This window comes from Pseudomonas sp. P1_F7, from assembly GCF_056405655.1.
The window spans coordinates 15688-33004 of the sequence record NZ_JBFUBR010000005.1 but is presented as its reverse complement, the minus strand read 5'-3'; the positions used below and the strand labels follow the sequence as shown (position 1 = coordinate 33004).

The following is a 17317-nucleotide window of genomic DNA, read 5'->3' as shown; positions in this document are numbered from 1 at the left end:
ACAGTGCCGCGCTAGCGGCATTTTTGTGCTTGCTTAATGGCGAGCTGTGCGTGGGAGGGCCTAGGCCCTGCCGGGTTTCCATTCCCTGGTCGACCAACCTGCGTACGGTTCGCCACCCTTCTGCTTGGTCGCAGTGATGGCGAACTCCAAATCCAAGAATGGAGATTCACCATGATCAAACCAACCCCAAATCCCCCCGAAACCGACGACGTTTCCCCCTATCAATCCCTCCACTCAAACAAACTCCACGAAGCCGCCGACCGCGCCCTCGATCACTACCTCAATCCGCCCAAGCCACCTGCCGTTCACAAACCCAGCACGATGTTCGTCATCGCCCCGGACATCGACACCGAAACCCTGCTGGCCCACGCCTGTGAGTCGCTGGCGTCGGCGAGTGTGATGGCGAGTGATTTCGCGGGGTTTCTGGAGGGCTCGCAGCGCAACACTCTGCTGGGGATTGCACAGGTGATCATGCTGGGTGAGCTGGCGGTGAACCGGGCGTTGGATAATCTCGATCCGCAAGACTGACCACGGAGCTTTTGTGGCAAGGGAGCAAGCTCCCTCGCCACAGACATCGGCCTTGTCAGGCAATCGGCCGCCAATTTCCGACCATATGCTCCAGATCCCCGGCGCCCACCAACTGCAAATCCCCGCTCGAACCCGGCGCACTGGCCAGCAAAGTCACCTCGGCGGGCAAGCGCACCGGCTTCTTGAACTGCACCATGATCTCAACATTCGCCGTCGGTAGATGCCCGGCCAACGCAGCCAGCGTGTGCGCCTTGTTCCACAAACCGTGGGCGATAGCGGTCGGGAAACCGAAGAGTCGGGCGCTGGCCGCGCTCAGGTGGATCGGGTTGTAGTCGCCGGACACCTTTGCATATTGCCGGCCGATGTCCGGGGGCGCTTTCCAGTGTTCGACTTCGCTCAGGGCCAGGCTCGACTCCAGGTTCTCTTCGAGCGGTTCGCCCTCGAGTTTGACGCCGCGACAGAGCATCCGGCTTTCTGCTTCCCACAACGGGCCCAACTGATCGTCGAGGGTGGTCAGCAAATCGAACGTCGCGCCTTTGGCGTGGGGTTGCAGGTTTTGCACTTGCACGCTGACGCGCACCCGACTCACCCCGCCCATGGGGCGTAGTACGCGAATGCGATTGCTCAGGTGAATCAGGCCCAGCAGCGGGAACGGGAAGTCCCTGGCCGTGAGCAATTGCATCTGCAAGGCGAACCCGAGGATGTGCGGGTAGGTCGGTGGCAGCAGGCCGTTTTCGGCGAAACCACAGACCTTGCGATAGGCCGCCAGGCGCTTGGGATCGACTTCGACCCAGCAACGCAAACCCGAATCGGGCAGGCGGCTGCCAGTGATTTTTCGCCGTGTCGCCGCTCGTGCGTACAACCCCGGTAGGCTGGGTTCGCGGTTGAGTGTGTGCCAGTCGGTGATCATCCTTAAGCCCCCAGAACGCTTTGCCCACACACGCGCAACGCTTGCCCGGTGAACGCGCCGGTGCCCGGTTGCGCGAGCCAGGCCACGGCCTCGGCGACATCCTGCGGCAGGCCGCCCTGACCGAGGGAACTCATGCGCCGACCAGCTTCGCGCAGGCCGAAGGGAATGTGTGCGGTCATCTGTGTTTCGATGAAACCCGGTGCCACGGCGTTGATGCTGATGCCTCGCTCGGTGAGCAGCGGCGCCCAGGCTTGCGCCAGGCCAATGAGCCCGGCCTTGCTCGCGGCGTAATTGGTTTGCCCGCGATTGCCGGCGATGCCGCTGATGGACGCCAGCAGAATCACCCGGCCGTTGTCGTGCAGGGCGCCGCTGTCGAGCAGGGCTTTGGTCAGCACCTGTGGCGCGTTGAGGTTGACCGCCAGCACCGCGTCCCAGAATTCCGGGGTCATGTTGGCCAGGGTTTTGTCGCGGGTGATGCCGGCGTTGTGCACCACGATGTCGAGGCCGTCGGGTAACTGTTCGATCAACTGCGCGGCGGCGCCTTCGGCGCAGATGTCGAGGGTGATGCTGCGTCCGCCGAGGCGCGCGGCGAGGGCTTCGAGATCGGTTTTGGCCGGGGGCACGTCGAGCAGGATGACGTCGGCACCATCGCGGGCCAGGGTTTCGGCGATGGCGGCACCGATACCGCGCGCCGCGCCGGTGACCAGTGCCTTGCGCCTGGCGAGCGGGCGTGTCCAGTCGGTGACTGGCGTCGAGCACGGATTCAAGCGAATGACCTGCCCGGACACGAAGGCGCTTTTGGGCGAGAGGAAAAACCGCAGCGGGCCTTCCAGTTGCGCCTCGGCACCTTCGCCGACGTAGATCAATTGCAGGGTGCCACCGCTGCGCAACTCCTTGGCCAGGGAACGGCTGAAACCTTCCAGGGCACGCTGCGCACTGGCGGCGAACGGGTCGCGCAGGGTTTGCGGATCGCGTCCGAGAATCACCAGGTGTGCGCAGTGTTCGAGGTTCTTCATCAGCGGCTGGAAAAATTCGCGCAGTTGCTTGAGCTGATCGGTGTGCAGCAGATCACTGGCGTCGAACACCACGGCCTTGAGTTTCTGTCCATGGCCGGGAATCCAGGCCGTGGCTATCGACGGCTCGGTGCCGTAGCTGTAGATCGCGTCGGTCAGGCGGTTGGCGAAGGCACTGACGTGTTCCGCCAACGGCCCGCCGCCGATCAGCAGCGCGCCTTCCACGGGTCGCAGCCGGCCTGCTTGCCAGCGCTCCAGTCTGCTCGGCACCGGCAGCCCCAGGGCGCCGACCAGGCGATGGCCGATGGACGAATTGGCGAAGTCGATATAGCGGTCAGACATGGAACGCGCTCCGAAAGCTGGGGTTCAAAGTGTGGACCATGAATGGCGATCAGTCGTTCGATCCACGAGATAAGGCCTACGCTTGGTCATTGCAGGAGGTAGTTTCAATTTTGGCTATTTCATCAGGAGCTTTTCATGACCCAACTGCGCCGCGTCGCGATCATCGGCGGTAACCGGATTCCTTTCGCCCGCTCCAATGGCCCCTACGCCACGGCCAGTAACCAGGTGATGCTCACCGCCGCCCTCGAGGGCCTGATCGAACGTTACAACCTGCATGGCCAGCGCATCGGCGAAGTGGTCGCCGGGGCCGTGCTCAAGTTGTCGCGAGATATGAACCTCACGCGCGAGTGCGTACTGGGTTCGCGCCTGTCGCCCGCCACCCCGGCCTATGACATCCAGCAGGCGTGCGGCACCGGGCTGGAAGCGGCATTGCTGGTGGCGAACAAGATTGCCCTGGGCCAGATCGACTGCGGCATTGCCGGTGGCGTGGACACCACTTCGGATGCGCCGATCAGTGTCAGCGAGGGCCTGCGCAAGATCCTCCTGCAAGCCAATCGCGCGAAAACCACCGGCGACAAACTGAAAACATTCCTGCAATTGCGCCCCAAACATCTGATCCCCGAGTTCCCGCGCAACGGCGAGCCGCGCACCGGGTTGTCCATGGGCCAGCATTGCGAGCTGATGGCGCAGACCTGGAACATCCCCCGCGAAGCACAGGATCAATTGGCTTTCGAGAGCCATCAGAAACTGGCCGCGTCCTACGCCGAAGGCTGGCACAACGACCTGATGACACCGTTTCTGGGCCTGACCCGCGACAACAACCTGCGCCCGGACGCCACGCTGGAAAAGCTCGCCGCGCTCAAGCCGGCCTATGAGAAAAGCGCCAAGGGCACCCTGACCGCCGGTAACTCCACGCCACTGACCGATGGTGCGTCACTGGTGCTGCTGGGCAGCGAGGAGTGGGCCAAGGCACGCGGCTTACCGATTCTGGCCTACTGGCGTGACGGCGAGGCGGCGGCGGTGGATTTCGTCAACGGCGCGGAAGGGTTGTTGATGGCGCCGGTCTACGCCGTACCGCGTTTGCTCGCGCGCAATGGCCTGACCTTGCAGGACTTCGATTACTACGAAATCCACGAAGCCTTCGCCGCGCAAGTGCTGTGCACGTTGAAGGCCTGGGAAGATCCGCAATATTGCAAAACCCGTCTCGGCCTCGACACGCCGTTGGGCTCGATTAACCGCAGCCGACTCAACGTCAAGGGCAGTTCACTGGCGGCAGGGCATCCGTTTGCCGCCACGGGCGGGCGCATTGTCGCCAACCTGGCGAAGTTGCTGGATGCGGCGGGCAAGGGGCGGGGACTGATTTCGATCTGTGCGGCGGGCGGGCAGGGCGTGACCGCCATCATCGAACGCTGAACACAAAAAAACTGTGGGAGCGAGCTTGCTCGCGATAGCGGTGTGTCAGTCAACAAAGATGTTGAAGCTGATGGCCTCATCGCGAGCAAGCTCGCTCCCACAGGGTTATGGGGCGTGCCGGCTGATCAGGTACGGAACCTGCGCACTAACCCGTCCAGCTCATTCGACAACCCGGCCAGGCTCTGGGAATCCAGGCGCGCCGAGTTGGCCAGTTCCGCCACCAACTGCGCATCGCCATGGATCTGGCTGATGTGTCGGTTGATGTCTTCGGCCACCTGATGCTGTTGTTCCGCCGCCGTGGCGATCTGGGTGTTCATGTCGCGGATCACGTCCACCGACTCGCGAATCTGCCCGAAGCTGTTGCGGGCTTCACCGATGCGGGTCACCGATTGCTGGGACACTTCCAGGCTGGCGTGCATCTGTTGGGTCACCTGGCTGGTACGTTTGGCCAGGTTGCCCAGCAGCCCGTCGATTTCCGCCGTGGAGTCGGCCGTGCGCTTGGCCAGGGCCCGCACTTCGTCGGCCACCACGGCAAAGCCGCGACCTTGTTCACCGGCCCGGGCCGCTTCGATCGCGGCGTTCAGCGCCAGCAGGTTGGTCTGTTCAGCGATCGAGCGGATGGTCCCCAGGATCGACTGTATGTCGTTGCTGTCGCGCTCCAGCTGTTGCATCGACTGGGCCGACTGTTCGATTTCCTGGCTCAGGCGATCAACGCTGTTCACCGCTGCATCGATCTGCTGCTGGCCTTCGCGTGCCTGGCGCTGGCCACTGTCGGCGGATTCCGCCGCCTGACTGCAAGAGCGTGCGACTTCGTTGGCGGTGGCGACCATTTCGTGGAACGCCGTGGAGACCATGTCCACCGCTTCACGCTGGCGTCCGGCGGCTTCGGCCATGTCGCTGGAGACCTGGGTCGAACTCTTGGACGTGGCGAGGATCTTGCCCGCCGCGCCGCCAATGTTCTGGATCAGGTTGCGAATCGCGGTCAGGAACTGGTTGAACCAGTTGGCCAGTTGCGCGGTTTCGTCATTGCCACGGATTTGCAGGTTCTGGGTCAGGTCGCCTTCGCCTTGGGCGATGCCTTCCAGGCCGCTGGCCACGCTGCGGATCGGGCGCACGATGAGGCTGGCAAAACTGGCGCCGACGATGGCGAAGATGACGGCCAGGACAGCGGCGATGATGGCGATCAACCAGGTCAACCGGGTCGCGGAGCTCATCACGTCGTCCTGTTTGATCAGGCCGATGAAGGTCCAGCCCAGTTGCTCCGATGGCCAGACGTTGGCCATGTAGTGCTCGCCGTTCAGCTCCACTTCCACCAGGCCCTTGCCGGCCTTGGCCAGTTGCGCGTAGCCGTCGCCAAGGCTGTTCAGCGGTTTGAAGTTGTGTTCCGGTTGTTTCGGGTCCACCAGGACCATGCCGGTGTTTTCCAGCAGCATCAGGTAGCCGGTTTCACCGAGCTTGATCTGTTTGACGATTTCGGTGAGCTGCTTGAGCGTCACGTCGATGCTGACCACGCCGCCGTTGGTGCCCAATTTGTTGTCGATGGTGCGCACGGTGCTGACGTAGGTCGCGTCATCCTGGGCCCAGTAGTAGGCCTCGGTGCGGAACGGCTTGCCGGGTTTGGCCTGGGCCGCCTTGTACCAGGGGCGCTGGCGTGGGTCGTAATTGTTCAGCTTCGGGTCATCCGGCCACGACACGTAGCCGCCCGCCGCCGTACCGAGGATGGCATAGGCGTAGGCCGGGTGGCTGTTGCCCAGGTCCTGGAGCAGGGTGAAGACTTTCTTGTCCGCCTCGCCCTGAGGGACGCTCTCGGCGTTGGCGGCCATGTAAGTCTTGAGGCTGTCGTCGGAGTTTCGGATCAGCGGCTGCTTGGCCAGGTAATCGACGTTCTGGCTGATGCCGTCAAAGAACAATTGCATGGCGTTGCTGACCTGGCGAATCTCGCGGGCACTGCCGTCGATGAATTCGTCCCTGGCATCACTGCGCAGGTTCAGCACAACAAGGGTGGCGACCAGCACCACGGGCAGGCAGGCAATGATTGCAAACGCCCAGGTCAACTTCTGTTTGATGTTCATCCGCGCTCCAGATTTTCTTGTAGGCCCACGCAGTGCAGATGACTCGCGGTTTATTGGCAGCCGTAAACGTTCTTGGTCAACCCGGGTCCTTGAGTGCGGTATCGCTGTTGTTGTCGCAGCGATTGTCGGACAAATCACTTTGTCACTAAGGACTTCGGCTGTTTTCGGAGGAAATTGAGGCCTGTTGGGAAAAATCCTACGGAAGGTATGATCTGTGGTGTCAGTTTCTGTCGCAATTGCCCTCAATACCCTTGCACAACAGGTGACGCAGGCTCGGCTATGATCTGGAGCGACCCGTGGCGGTCGTCGGTTTTTCCTGATGAAATCGGCACATTGTGTGCTTCTGCAATACTCATAGGTCGGCAACCCCTCCCCCCCGTGGGTGGATTGCCGTATAACGAATGACTTTCGCGTGTTTGGTAATAAAGGACCCACAATAAAAGCTGATGAAGACTCCAAAACGCATTGAACCCCTGATCGAGGACGGTCTGGTCGACGAGGTGCTGCGCCCACTCATGAGTGGTAAAGAAGCAGCTGTTTATGTGGTGCGCTGCGGTAACCAGTTACGTTGCGCGAAGGTCTACAAGGAGGCGAATAAACGCAGTTTCCGTCAGGCGGCCGAGTATCAGGAAGGCCGCAAGGTGCGCAACAGCCGTCAGGCCCGGGCGATGGCCAAGGGCTCCAAGTTTGGCCGCAAGGAAACCGAAGACGCCTGGCAGAACGCCGAAGTGGCGGCGCTATTCCGCCTGGCCAATGCCGGTGTGCGCGTGCCCAAGCCGTACGACTTCCTCGAAGGCGTGCTGCTCATGGAGCTGGTGGCCGACGAGTATGGTGATGCCGCGCCGCGTCTGAACGATGTGGTGCTGGAGCCGGACCAGGCCCGCGAGTATCACGCGTTTCTGATTTCCCAGATCGTGCTGATGCTGTGTACCGGTCTGGTGCACGGCGACCTGTCCGAGTTCAACGTGCTGCTGACGCCGACCGGTCCAGTCATCATCGACCTGCCGCAAGCGGTGGATGCGGCAGGCAACAACCACGCGTTCAGCATGCTGGAGCGGGATGTGGGCAACATGGCGTCTTACTTCGGGCGGTTTGCGCCGGAGTTGAAGAAGACCAAGTACGCCAAGGAAATGTGGGCCTTGTACGAGGCCGGCACCTTGCACCCGGCCAGCGTCCTGACCGGCGAGTTCGCCGACACGGAAGAGCTGGCCGACGTGGGCGGAATCATGCGCGAGATCGAGGCCGCGCGCCTGGATGAAGAGCGCAAGCAGGCCGTACGCGCGGCGGACGATGCGCCGCCGGGCAAGACCGAAGAACCGCCTCCACCGTGGATGCAGTGATCGGATAAAGAAAAACCCGGCTTCGGCCGGGTTTTTTGTGGGTTACAGATTCAATGTGACAGACACAATACCTGTGGGAGCGAGCTTGCTCGCGATGACGTCGGCACATCCAGCATTGATGTGTCAGGTACACCGCTATCGCGAGCAAGCTCGCTCCCACAGGTTTTTGCGGTGTCCTGCTATCACGATGGGGCCGTAGTGGCACAACACCCCGACTCAAGATTCTTAAGAATCGGGCAATCCGGCCGATGATCGCCCTGACAGTGCTCAACCAGGTCCTGCAGGGTGTCGCGCAGCTGGCCGAGTTCACGGATCTTCTGGTTCAACTCATCGATATGCTGGCGGGCCAAAGCTTTCACATCGGCGCTGGCGCGCTGGCGGTCTTGCCAGAGGGTCAGCAACTTGCCGACTTCTTCCAGGGAAAACCCCAGGTCCCGCGAGCGCTTGATGAACGCCAGCGTGTGCAGGTCGTCGTCGCCATACACCCGATAACCGCTGTCAGTGCGATGGGCCGCCTTGAGCAGGCCGATGGATTCGTAATAACGGATCATCTTCGCGCTCAGGCCGCTGTGGCGGGCCGCTTGGCCGATGTTCATCGATTGTCCTCCAGGTCCTTGGGTTTCCAGGTTTTCAACAGTAACGCATTGCTCACCACGCTGACGCTAGACAATGCCATGGCCGCACCGGCCAGCACTGGATTGAGGAAGCCGAACGCCGCCAGCGGAATGCCGATCAGGTTATAGACGAAGGCCCAGAACAGGTTCTGCCGAATCTTGGCGTAGGTCTTGCGGCTGATCTCCAATGCGGCCGGCACCAGTCGCGGATCGCCGCGCATCAGGGTGATGCCGGCCGCGTGCATGGCGACGTCGGTGCCGCCACCCATGGCGATGCCGATGTCGGCGGCGGCCAGTGCCGGGGCGTCGTTGATGCCGTCACCGACCATCGCCACCACCCCGGTTTGTTTTAGTGCGGCGACCGTGGCCGCTTTGTCTGCCGGCAGCACTTCGGCATGCACATCGTGGATGCCCAGTGCCTCGGCCACCACCTTGGCGCTGCCGCGATTGTCGCCGGTCAACAGGTGGCTGCTGATGTTCCGTGCGCTCAGTTGTTGCACCGCTTGCAGCGCGCCGGGCTTGAGGGTGTCACCGAAGGCGAACAGGCCCAGCACTTGTGGCTCGGGATTTTGTTCGATCAACCAGGACAAGGTCCGGCCTTCGCTTTCCCACGCGATCGCCGAGTCGGCCAACGGCCCGGCGTTCAAGCCACTCTCCTCCAGCAGACGCCGATTGCCCAGCGCCAGGCGACGCCCTTCGAGGGTACCGGCGATGCCACGGCCGGTCAGGGACTGGCTGTCGCTGACATCGGCCACCTTCAATCCACGCTCGGTACAGGCATCCAGAACAGCCTTGGCCAGCGGGTGTTCACTGCCGCGTTGCAGGGCGCCGGCCAATTGCAGCAGGCTCGCCTCATTACCGTCGACGGCACTTAGATGAGCAATGCGCGGGGCGCCGGAGGTCAGGGTGCCGGTCTTGTCGAACACCACCGCGCTGACTTCATGGGCACGCTCCAGTGCCTCGGCATCCTTGATCAGAATCCCGTAGCGCGCCGCAACGCCAGTGCCAGCCATGATCGCCGTCGGCGTGGCCAGGCCCAGGGCGCACGGGCAGGCGATCACCAGCACCGCCACGGCGTTGATCAGCGCGGTTTCCATCGGCGCGCCATACAGCCACCAGCCGATCAGGGTCGCCAGGGCAATCAGCAGCACGGTGGGCACGAACACCTGGCTGACTTTATCCACCAGCTTCTGGATCGGCGCTTTTGCGGCCTGGGCGTCTTCCACCAGACGGATGATCCGCGCCAGCACGGTTTCCGCACCCAGGGCCTGGGTACGTACCAGCAACCGGCCTTCACCGTTGATCGCGCCGCCGGTGACTTTGTCGCCGGGCTGCTTGGGCACCGGCAGGCTCTCGCCACTGATCAGCGCTTCGTCGGCGTGGCTCTGGCCTTCAACCACTTCGCCGTCCACCGGAAAGCGTTCGCCGGGTTTGACCATCACCAGGTCATTGAGGTGCAGGGCGCTGATGGCGACGTCTTGCTCGTTGCCATCAATCACCCGAATCGCCCGTTCCGGGCGCAAGGCTTCGAGGGCACGGATGGCGCTGGCGGTCTGGCGCTTGGCGCGGCTTTCCAGGTATTTGCCCAGCAGCACCAGGGCGATCACCACCGCCGAGGCTTCGAAATACAGATGCGGCATGCGCCCGGCGGCGGTGGCCCATTCGTACAGGCTCAAGCCATACCCTGCGCTGGTGCCCAGGGCGACCAGCAGGTCCATGTTGCCGGCTCCGGCGCGCACGGCTTTCCAGGCGGCGACGTAAAACCGTGCACCGAAGATGAATTGCACCGGCGTGGCCAAGGCGAATTGAGCCCAGGCCGGGAGCATCCAGTGCACGCCGAAGGGCTGTAGCAGCATCGGTAATACCAGCGGCAAGGCGAGGGCGATGGCGATCATCAAGGCCCGGCGTTCGCGATGCAGGCGCTGTTGCTGGTTGTCGGTTGGCGGGTGTTCGACTTCCCAGACGCTGGCGGCATAACCGGCTTTGCTCACGGCCGCGATCAAGGTTTGCGGATCGATCTGGCCGAGCAGTTCAAGGTGGGCGCGTTCGTTGGCCAGGTTGACGCTGACGCTTTTCACTCCGGCAACCTTGCTCAGCGCACGCTCGACCCGACCAACGCAGGACGCGCAGGTCATGCCGTCGATGCTCAATTCCAGACTGTGTTGCGGCACGCTGTAGCCGGCCTTGGCCACGGCATCCATCAAGGCAGGCAAGCTGTCGCTGGGTGCCTGCACCCGCGCCTGCTCAGTGGCGAGGTTGACGCTGACGGCACTGGCACCAATGACTTTGCTCAAGGCGCGCTCGACACGCCCGGCACAACTGGCGCAGGTCATGCCGGCAATCGGCAGGTCGAACGTGGTGGATTCGGACATCGGTCGCACTCCCTGTAGTAGATGACCACAGGATCAACCTTGCCATGCTGGCAAGGTCAAGTGCCATGTTTCAGATCAAGCAGCCGATCAGTAGCCGAGGCCGGCGCGCTTGAGGTACATCCCTTCCTGAGTCATCGCGATCCGGTACTTGAGTACATCGCCGGCCTTGAGCTGGATATCCTGCGAACCCGGCGCGAGCATGCCCGGATTGCAACCCGGCACCTGACCCGGGAGCAACTTGAGGCGCAGCGAGACAATGCCCGGTGGCAGATTGAACGAAGTGCTCTGCTCCTGAAACAGCCGCGCCGCCAGTTGATCCTGGATGTACACACCGATTTCGCAACTGGTCGCGACTTCCAGGCGCTCGCGGGAAATGATCAGCACACCATAATCCTGACCGGCAGCATTGACCGCAGGCACGGCGGCGAAAAGGCTGAGAAAGCCAAACAGGCTGAAAACTGACCAGCGCATGGCTGAATCTCCTGTGTTCGAGTCATTGATGGGCGCAGCTTGGCCGAGCGAAGCGCTGATTGCCAGCCCGGCAGCTAACTTCAGAACTTGACCTTGCCATGGTGGCAAGCTCGAAACTGGGCTCAACCCTCGGAAAAGGAGTCATCCCATGCAAGTGTTCAACGTTGAAGGCATGTCTTGTGGTCATTGCGTCAAGGCCATCACTCAGGCGGTCCAGGCTAAAGACCCGGCGGCCAGTGTGCGGGTCGATCTGGCGGCGAGGGAGGTTGGAGTCGAAAGTGCACTGACCGCCCAGCAAGTGATCGAGGCGATCAGCGAAGAGGGTTACGGCGTCAAACTGGCCTGAGTTTGATAGTTAGCGAGCTACCGGAATGTTCAAGGCGTCCATGCGCGGCTAGACTGTCGGCCTGCCGACTTCTGCCCCACTGGATGCCTGATGAACTTCCGTACCATTCTGATTCTCGGCGCCTTGAGCGCTTTCGGTCCGCTGGCGATCGATTTCTACCTGCCGGCCTTCCCGGCCATGGCCCTGGCTTTCGGGACGGACGAAAATCACGTTCAGATGACCTTGGCGGCGTACTTCCTCGGCTTGTCCATCGGTCAGTTGGCCTATGGCCCGGTGGCGGATCGTTTCGGGCGACGTATTCCGTTGCTCACCGGTGTCGGTCTATTCACTGTTGCCTCCGTGGCGTGCGCCTATGCACCGAATCTGGAATGGCTGATCGGCGCGCGTTTCGTCCAGGCGTTGGGTGGCTGCGCGGGGATGGTGATTTCCCGGGCGGTGGTCAGCGACAAATGTGATGCGGTGGGCTCGGCGAAAGTCTTTTCGCAGTTGATGCTGGTGATGGGGCTGGCGCCGATACTCGCTCCATTGCTGGGTGGGTTGTTGGTCAACACGACAGGCTGGCAGTCGATCTTCCTGGCCTTGACCGGTTTCAGTGCGCTGGCGGGGCTGGCGGTTGCGACGGGATTGCCGGAAAGCTTGCCGGCCCACATACCGCGTCAACCGCTGTCGGGTGCGCTGCGTCAGTACGGTCGGTTGCTGGCCGACCCGATATTTCTTGGCCATGCCTTGACCGGGGGCATCGCCATCGCCGGGATGTTTGCCTACATCGCCGGTTCACCCTTCATCATCATCAAGCTCTACGGCGTTCCGGCCGAGCATTTCGGCTGGCTGTTCGGCACCAATGCGGCGGGCTTCATTCTGGTGGCGCAGGTCAACGCGCGGTTACTGGCCAAATGTGGCCCGATGTTCTTGCTGGCGCGCGCGGTGTGGGTTTATCTGGCGGCCGGTTTGACCCTGCTCGCTGTCAGCTCTCTGCACCCGGCACACCTGTGGCCGTTGCTGATTCCATTGTTTATCTGTATCGCCAGCCTCGGTTGCATCAGTCCGAACGCCGCGGCCTGCGCGATGAGCGGGCAGGGTGCACGGGCCGGCAGCGCTTCGGCGCTGCTCGGTTGCCTGCAATTCAGCGTGGCTGCCGGTGCCTCTGCGCTGGTGGGCGTGTTGCACGACGGCAGCGCCGTGCCGATGGCCATGGTCATCAGCCTGTGTGGAATTCTGGTGGTGAGCGCGGCGATGCTCACCCGGCGTTTGCAAAATGCCCGGGCGCTGGCGCAAGCCCAGGTTTGAGGCCGGAATCAGCCGGCTGCACGCTGCGGGTGGAGGACGGGAATCTGGTGAGGGGCCTGGATGCGGGCTTCAAGGGTTCGCGTGAAAGCGCGAGCTTCTGCTTCGCTGCGGAACGTCACAGCATGTTGGTCTAAGCGAACTTGCCACTGGGACTTTGCCAGTTCTTTTATCAGGATCTTCATAGCTGAACTCCTCTTGTAAAAGATGTCTCGTAAAAGACGTTACGCAAAAGACTGCCTCGCAGGAGATTCGATTGTAGTCCCGAATTCGAGCACCATTGTGACAAGGATCAACTGTCGGACTGACGGTTTGTAACTAAAAAAACACGACTATTCGATGGCGTCCGGAGAGATTGTCGGCGACCGGAGCTACCCGGTCGCCGAAGGAAAACATGAAATCAGCGATGGTTTTTTTCAGCGCGTCAGAACCCTTCCAGCACGATCTTGCCCTTGGCTTTGCCACTCTCCAGCAGGGCATGGGCACGGCGTAAGTTGGCCGCATTGATTGTGCCGAAGTGTTCGCCCACCGTGGTTTTCAGGGTCCCGGCATCGATCAGCCAGGCGACGCGATTGAGCAGGTTGTGCTGCTCGATCATGTCCGCGGTTTCAAACAGCGAACGGGTGTACATGAATTCCCAGTGCAGTGACAGGCTCTTGCGCTTGAGCTTGGTCACGTCCAGCGACTTGGGGTCATCGATCAGCGCCAGCTTGCCTTGGGGCGCCAATGCCTCGACCAGTTGATCCAGGTGCTGGTCGGTCTGGGTCAGGCTGGCAACGTGGGTGACCTGATCCACGCCGGCACGCTTGAGTGCTTCGCTCAGTGGCTGGCTATGGTCGATCACCAGATCGGCACCCAGTTCCTTCACCCAGCTTTGGGTCTGCGCACGCGAAGCGCTGCCGATGACTTTCAGGGCCGTCAGTTGGTGAGCGAGCTGCGTAAGCATCGAGCCCACGCCACCCGCCGCGCCGACGATCAATAGGCTCTGGCCTTCATCGGTTTTGCCTTCGCGTACTTGCAGGCGTTCGAACAACAGCTCCCACGCCGTGATCGCGGTGAGCGGCAGGGCTGCGGCTTCGGCGAAACCCAGGGTCTCTGGCATGTGGCCGACGATGCGTTCGTCCACCACATGCAATTCGCTGTTGCCGCCCGCACGCGCAATGGAGCCGGCGTAAAACACCTTGTCGCCGGCCTTGAACAGCGTCACTTCACTGCCCACCGCTTTAATCACACCGGCCACGTCCCAGCCCAGCACCTTGGCCGCGCCGCCCTCAGGCTGGACGTTCTGACGCACCTTGGTGTCCACCGGGTTGACCGAGATGGCTTTGACTTCCACCAGCAAGTCGCGGGGGCCGGCAACCGGCTCCGGCATCTCGATGTCTTGCAGAGCCTTGTCGTCACTGATCGGCAACGAGGCGTAGTAGGCAATGGCTTTCATGGGGACTCCTGAACACTAATAAAGAAGAGATTCGATGGGGGAGATGATTGGCTATTTCTTCTGAAGATAAAACCGGCTAAAAGAGCAGTCTCTTTCAATATTTTTTTGATAATCGGTGCTTTTGATGCTGCGTTTCGATGACTTGCAGTTGTTTGTCCGGGCGGCGGACCTGGGCAGTCTGTCCGCCGCCGCGCGGGGCATGGACATGTCGGCGGCGGTGGCCAGTGCGGCGCTCAAGCGCATCGAACAGCAACTCGGCGCCCGTTTATTGGCCCGTTCGACCCGCAGCCTGCGCCTGACCGCCGAAGGCGAGGGCTTTCTCAAGTACGCCCGCGCGGCCCTGAGCAATCTCGACGAGGGCCGGCGATTGCTGGCGAGTGGTCAAGACCAGGTCAGCGGAGTTTTGCAACTGTCGGCGCCATCGGACTTTGGCCGCAATCTGCTGCTGCCCTGGCTCGACGAGTTTCAACGCGAGCATCCGAAACTGACCGTGCGCCTGCTGCTGGGGGATCGCATCGCCGACCTGTTTCGCCAACCGGTAGACATTGCCCTGCGCTACGGTGAACCGGAGGACTCCAGCCTGGTGGCGCTGCCCATCGCCCCGCAGAACCGCCGGGTGTTGTGCGCCACTCCCGGCTATCTGGCTCGTCATGGCGAGCCACGGCATCTTGAGCAACTGGCACAGCACAATTGCCTTTTGTACATGCTCGGCAGCCGGGTCCACGATCACTGGAGTTTTCACGACGGCAAACGCGAAGTCAGCCTGACCGTCAGCGGCGATCGCTTCAGTGACGATGCCGATGTCGTGCGCCTTTGGGCCGTGGCAGGTGCCGGGATCGCTTACAAATCCTGGCTAGATGTCGCCGCCGATGTACTGGCCGGCCGCTTGCAGGTGCTGATGCCGGAACTGCTCTGTGAGCGCGCCCCGCTGAATCTATTGTGCGCCCATCGCGCACAATTGAGTAAGCCGGTGAACCTCTTGCGTGAAATGCTTGCCAGCCGATGTGAATTTTTGAGCAGTCAATTTCCGGGTTTTTCGGATATCGATCATTAGTCGCACGAAAAAAGAGAAATTTCCCTCAGGAACGATCACCACCTATGCCGGGCGGAGGACAGGATCCCGCGACCAACCCGCATATACTAGCGCCCTCATCATGTAGGTAGCGTCGATCCCCCAATGGCGGGCCCACGTTCGAGTCGGTCCGGCTGCACGGTCATCCTTCTGGCCTTCGCAGCATCGGCCAGGCAGCGCAAATGAGTGAGCAAGGCGTTGCCGGGTTTATGGCAGTTTCCACGGATTGGCCGACGACACATTACTGGTCAAGATGTTTCTGGGCAGTAAACGAAACGATTCAACAGGGAGTGAATACATGGAACATGCACCTTGCATCAGCCAGATCGCCACATTGCTGGCTGACCCAAAGCGCAGCGCAATGATGTGGGCCTTGATGGACGGTTCGGCGCGAACAACCGAAGAGTTGGCATTGCTGGCCGGCCTGTCACCGTCTTCGGCCAGTGCACACCTGGGACGTTTGTCCGCTGGAGGTCTGTTGAGGGTTGAAAGCCGCGGCCGCAAACGCTTCTTCCGCCTGGCCGCGCCCGAGGTCGGGGCGGCAATCGAAGCACTGGCCAGCGCGACCTTCGCCAGCGCACCCCAGGATATTCCGGACGTATTCAAACGCAATGCGCCTCTCGTCAAACCCCGGGCGGTGCGTTCGTCATTGCTGAGTGCCCGACTGTGCGACGATCATTTGGGGGGCACCCTGTCCGCCGATCTGTATCAGCGACTGCTGGAGGCAGGCTGGATCGAACAGTTTGATCAGCGGGTTACGGTCACGCTCAAGGGCGCGACGGAGTTGGCGGCACGGGGAGTATTCATCCAGGCGCTGACCCATCACAACGGCAGGGTTGCCTGCGCGTGCCCTGACTGGAGCGAAAGACGCCCGCACATGGGTGGCTCGCTGGGCGCGGCACTGTTGCAGCTGTTCATGCAGTCGGGGTGGCTGAGCCTGCCCAACGATTCCCGAGCCTTGCAGGTGACGGCTTCCGGGCAACGCGAGATCCATCGCTTTGCCCAGGAAACCGAGTTGGAAATGGCGCTGTAGGAGCCGGCTTGCCAGCGATGGCGGCCTCCCATCCAGCATCAATACTGGAGGTGATGGCCTTATCGCTGGCAAGCCAGCTCCTACAAGGATTTGCATTTGCCTTTACGGTTTCACCAACCGCGCATCGAGGCTGTTCTGCGCCAGGCGTTTGGCCTGATCCTGGGTCATGCCCAGGTGGGTGTGCAGCGCATGGAAGTTCTCGGTGACATAACCGCCGAAGTACGCCGGGTCATCGGAGTTCACGGTCACTTTCACGCCGCGTTCCAGCATGTCGAGAATGTTGTGCTTGGACATGTGATCGAACACGCAAAGCTTGGTGTTCGACAACGGGCACACGGTCAGCGGGATCTGCTCGTCGATGATTCGCTGCATCAGGCGCTCGTCTTCGATGGCGCGCACGCCATGGTCGATGCGCTGGATTTTCAGCAGGTCGATGGCTTCCCAGATGTACTCGGGCGGGCCTTCTTCACCGGCGTGGGCGACAGTCAGAAAGCCTTCGTGACGGGCGCGGTCGAACACGCGCTGGAACTTACTTGGCGGGTGGCCCATCTCGGAGCTGTCCAGGCCCACGGCGACGAACGCATCGCGGAACGGCAGCGCCTGGTCGAGGGTCTTCTGCGCTTCGTCTTCGCTCAGATGGCGCAGGAAGCTCAGGATCAAACCACTGGTGATACCCAGTTGCTGCTCGCCATCCTTCAGCGCGGCGGCGATGCCGTTGAGCACCACTTCGAATGGGATGCCACGGTCGGTGTGGGTCTGCGGGTCGAAGAACGGTTCGGTGTGTATCACGTTTTGCTCTTTGCAGCGCAGCAGGTACGCCCAGGTCAGGTCATAGAAATCCTGGGACGTGCGCAGCACATCGGCACCCCGGTAATACAGGTCGAGGAACTCCTGCAGGTTGTTGAAGGCATACGCCTTGCGCAAGGTTTCGACGTCGTTCCATGGCAAGGCAATCTTGTTGCGCTCGGCCAGGGCGAACAACAGTTCGGGTTCCAGCGAGCCTTCCAGGTGCAGGTGCAATTCTGCCTTGGGCAGGGCGTTCAGCCAGTCGTACATAATTCTTTTCTCA

16 protein-coding genes and 1 pseudogene are annotated in these 17317 nt (G+C 61.7%); 7 read left to right on the top strand and 10 right to left on the bottom strand.

Annotated features, from left to right (window positions below; translation table 11 throughout):
- Window positions 1-171 precede the first annotated feature (171 nt).
- Window positions 172-528, top strand: a complete 357-nt coding sequence (locus AC1D1M_RS08600) for a DUF6124 family protein (protein WP_477775301.1) — start codon at window positions 172-174, stop codon at window positions 526-528.
- Window positions 529-583: 55 nt separating this feature from the next.
- Here the strand turns inward: AC1D1M_RS08600 and AC1D1M_RS08595 are convergent, their stop codons facing one another.
- A complete protein-coding gene (locus tag AC1D1M_RS08595) occupies window positions 584-1438 on the bottom strand; it encodes a MaoC family dehydratase (protein ID WP_477775300.1) in 855 nt (284 codons plus the stop codon).
- 2 nt (window positions 1439-1440) lie between these two features.
- Complete coding sequence (locus tag AC1D1M_RS08590) at window positions 1441-2793, bottom strand: 3-oxoacyl-ACP reductase (protein WP_477775299.1); 1353 nt, start codon at window positions 2791-2793, stop codon at window positions 1441-1443.
- Window positions 2794-2928: 135 nt separating this feature from the next.
- Between AC1D1M_RS08590 and AC1D1M_RS08585 the strand changes: the two genes are divergently transcribed.
- Window positions 2929-4206 carry an acetyl-CoA C-acetyltransferase gene (locus tag AC1D1M_RS08585; RefSeq protein ID WP_477775298.1) on the top strand — a complete coding sequence of 426 codons (1278 nt, stop codon included), beginning with the start codon at window positions 2929-2931 and terminating at the stop codon, window positions 4204-4206.
- A gap of 125 nt (window positions 4207-4331) precedes the next feature.
- Here AC1D1M_RS08585 and AC1D1M_RS08580 read toward each other — a convergent pair whose 3' ends face one another.
- Both AC1D1M_RS08580 and AC1D1M_RS08575 read right to left on the bottom strand, forming a co-directional pair.
- On the bottom strand, window positions 4332-5060 hold the full coding sequence (locus AC1D1M_RS08580; protein WP_371317838.1) for a methyl-accepting chemotaxis protein: 729 nt from the start codon (window positions 5058-5060) through the stop codon (window positions 4332-4334).
- A gap of 129 nt (window positions 5061-5189) precedes the next feature.
- Window positions 5190-6278, bottom strand: a pseudogene (locus tag AC1D1M_RS08575) (cache domain-containing protein); the annotation flags it as partial.
- 446 nt (window positions 6279-6724) lie between these two features.
- On the opposite strand from AC1D1M_RS08575, the gene AC1D1M_RS08570 reads away from it, so the two are divergent.
- Window positions 6725-7618, top strand: a complete 894-nt coding sequence (locus tag AC1D1M_RS08570; RefSeq protein ID WP_223460179.1) for a PA4780 family RIO1-like protein kinase — start codon at window positions 6725-6727, stop codon at window positions 7616-7618.
- A gap of 182 nt (window positions 7619-7800) precedes the next feature.
- Here the strand turns inward: AC1D1M_RS08570 and cueR are convergent, their stop codons facing one another.
- From cueR to AC1D1M_RS08555, 3 genes are all read right to left on the bottom strand, one after another.
- Window positions 7801-8214, bottom strand: a complete 414-nt coding sequence (cueR, locus tag AC1D1M_RS08565; RefSeq protein ID WP_477775297.1) for a Cu(I)-responsive transcriptional regulator — start codon at window positions 8212-8214, stop codon at window positions 7801-7803.
- Window positions 8211-10604 (bottom strand): heavy metal translocating P-type ATPase, encoded by a 2394-nt coding sequence (locus tag AC1D1M_RS08560; RefSeq protein WP_477775296.1) that lies wholly within the window; start codon window positions 10602-10604, stop codon window positions 8211-8213. The genes cueR and AC1D1M_RS08560 overlap by 4 nt, the downstream gene beginning before the upstream one ends.
- Window positions 10605-10691: 87 nt before the next feature.
- A complete protein-coding gene (locus tag AC1D1M_RS08555) occupies window positions 10692-11075 on the bottom strand; it encodes a hypothetical protein (RefSeq protein WP_477775295.1) in 384 nt (127 codons plus the stop codon).
- A gap of 148 nt (window positions 11076-11223) precedes the next feature.
- On the opposite strand from AC1D1M_RS08555, the gene AC1D1M_RS08550 reads away from it, so the two are divergent.
- On the top strand, window positions 11224-11421 hold the full coding sequence (locus AC1D1M_RS08550) for a cation transporter (protein WP_150727782.1): 198 nt from the start codon (window positions 11224-11226) through the stop codon (window positions 11419-11421).
- A gap of 90 nt (window positions 11422-11511) precedes the next feature.
- Entirely contained in the window at window positions 11512-12708 is a 1197-nt protein-coding gene (locus AC1D1M_RS08545; protein ID WP_477775294.1) for a multidrug effflux MFS transporter, read from the top strand.
- Window positions 12709-12716: 8 nt separating this feature from the next.
- Here the strand turns inward: AC1D1M_RS08545 and AC1D1M_RS08540 are convergent, their stop codons facing one another.
- Together AC1D1M_RS08540 and AC1D1M_RS08535 are read right to left on the bottom strand one after the other, a co-directional pair.
- Window positions 12717-12890, bottom strand: coding sequence for a hypothetical protein (locus tag AC1D1M_RS08540; RefSeq protein ID WP_008021930.1), 174 nt, complete (start codon window positions 12888-12890; stop codon window positions 12717-12719).
- 239 nt (window positions 12891-13129) lie between these two features.
- The gene (locus AC1D1M_RS08535; protein ID WP_477775293.1) at window positions 13130-14143 is read right to left on the bottom strand and encodes a zinc-binding alcohol dehydrogenase family protein; all 1014 of its coding nucleotides are present in this window, start codon (window positions 14141-14143) and stop codon (window positions 13130-13132) included.
- 124 nt (window positions 14144-14267) lie between these two features.
- Between AC1D1M_RS08535 and AC1D1M_RS08530 the strand changes: the two genes are divergently transcribed.
- Window positions 14268-15197, top strand: coding sequence for a LysR family transcriptional regulator (locus tag AC1D1M_RS08530; protein ID WP_477775292.1), 930 nt, complete (start codon window positions 14268-14270; stop codon window positions 15195-15197).
- 316 nt (window positions 15198-15513) lie between these two features.
- A complete protein-coding gene (locus AC1D1M_RS08525) occupies window positions 15514-16248 on the top strand; it encodes an ArsR/SmtB family transcription factor (RefSeq protein ID WP_477775291.1) in 735 nt (244 codons plus the stop codon).
- 102 nt (window positions 16249-16350) lie between these two features.
- Here AC1D1M_RS08525 and AC1D1M_RS08520 read toward each other — a convergent pair whose 3' ends face one another.
- The gene (locus AC1D1M_RS08520; protein WP_477775290.1) at window positions 16351-17304 is read right to left on the bottom strand and encodes an adenosine deaminase; all 954 of its coding nucleotides are present in this window, start codon (window positions 17302-17304) and stop codon (window positions 16351-16353) included.
- Between the last annotated feature and the right edge of the window lie 13 nt (window positions 17305-17317).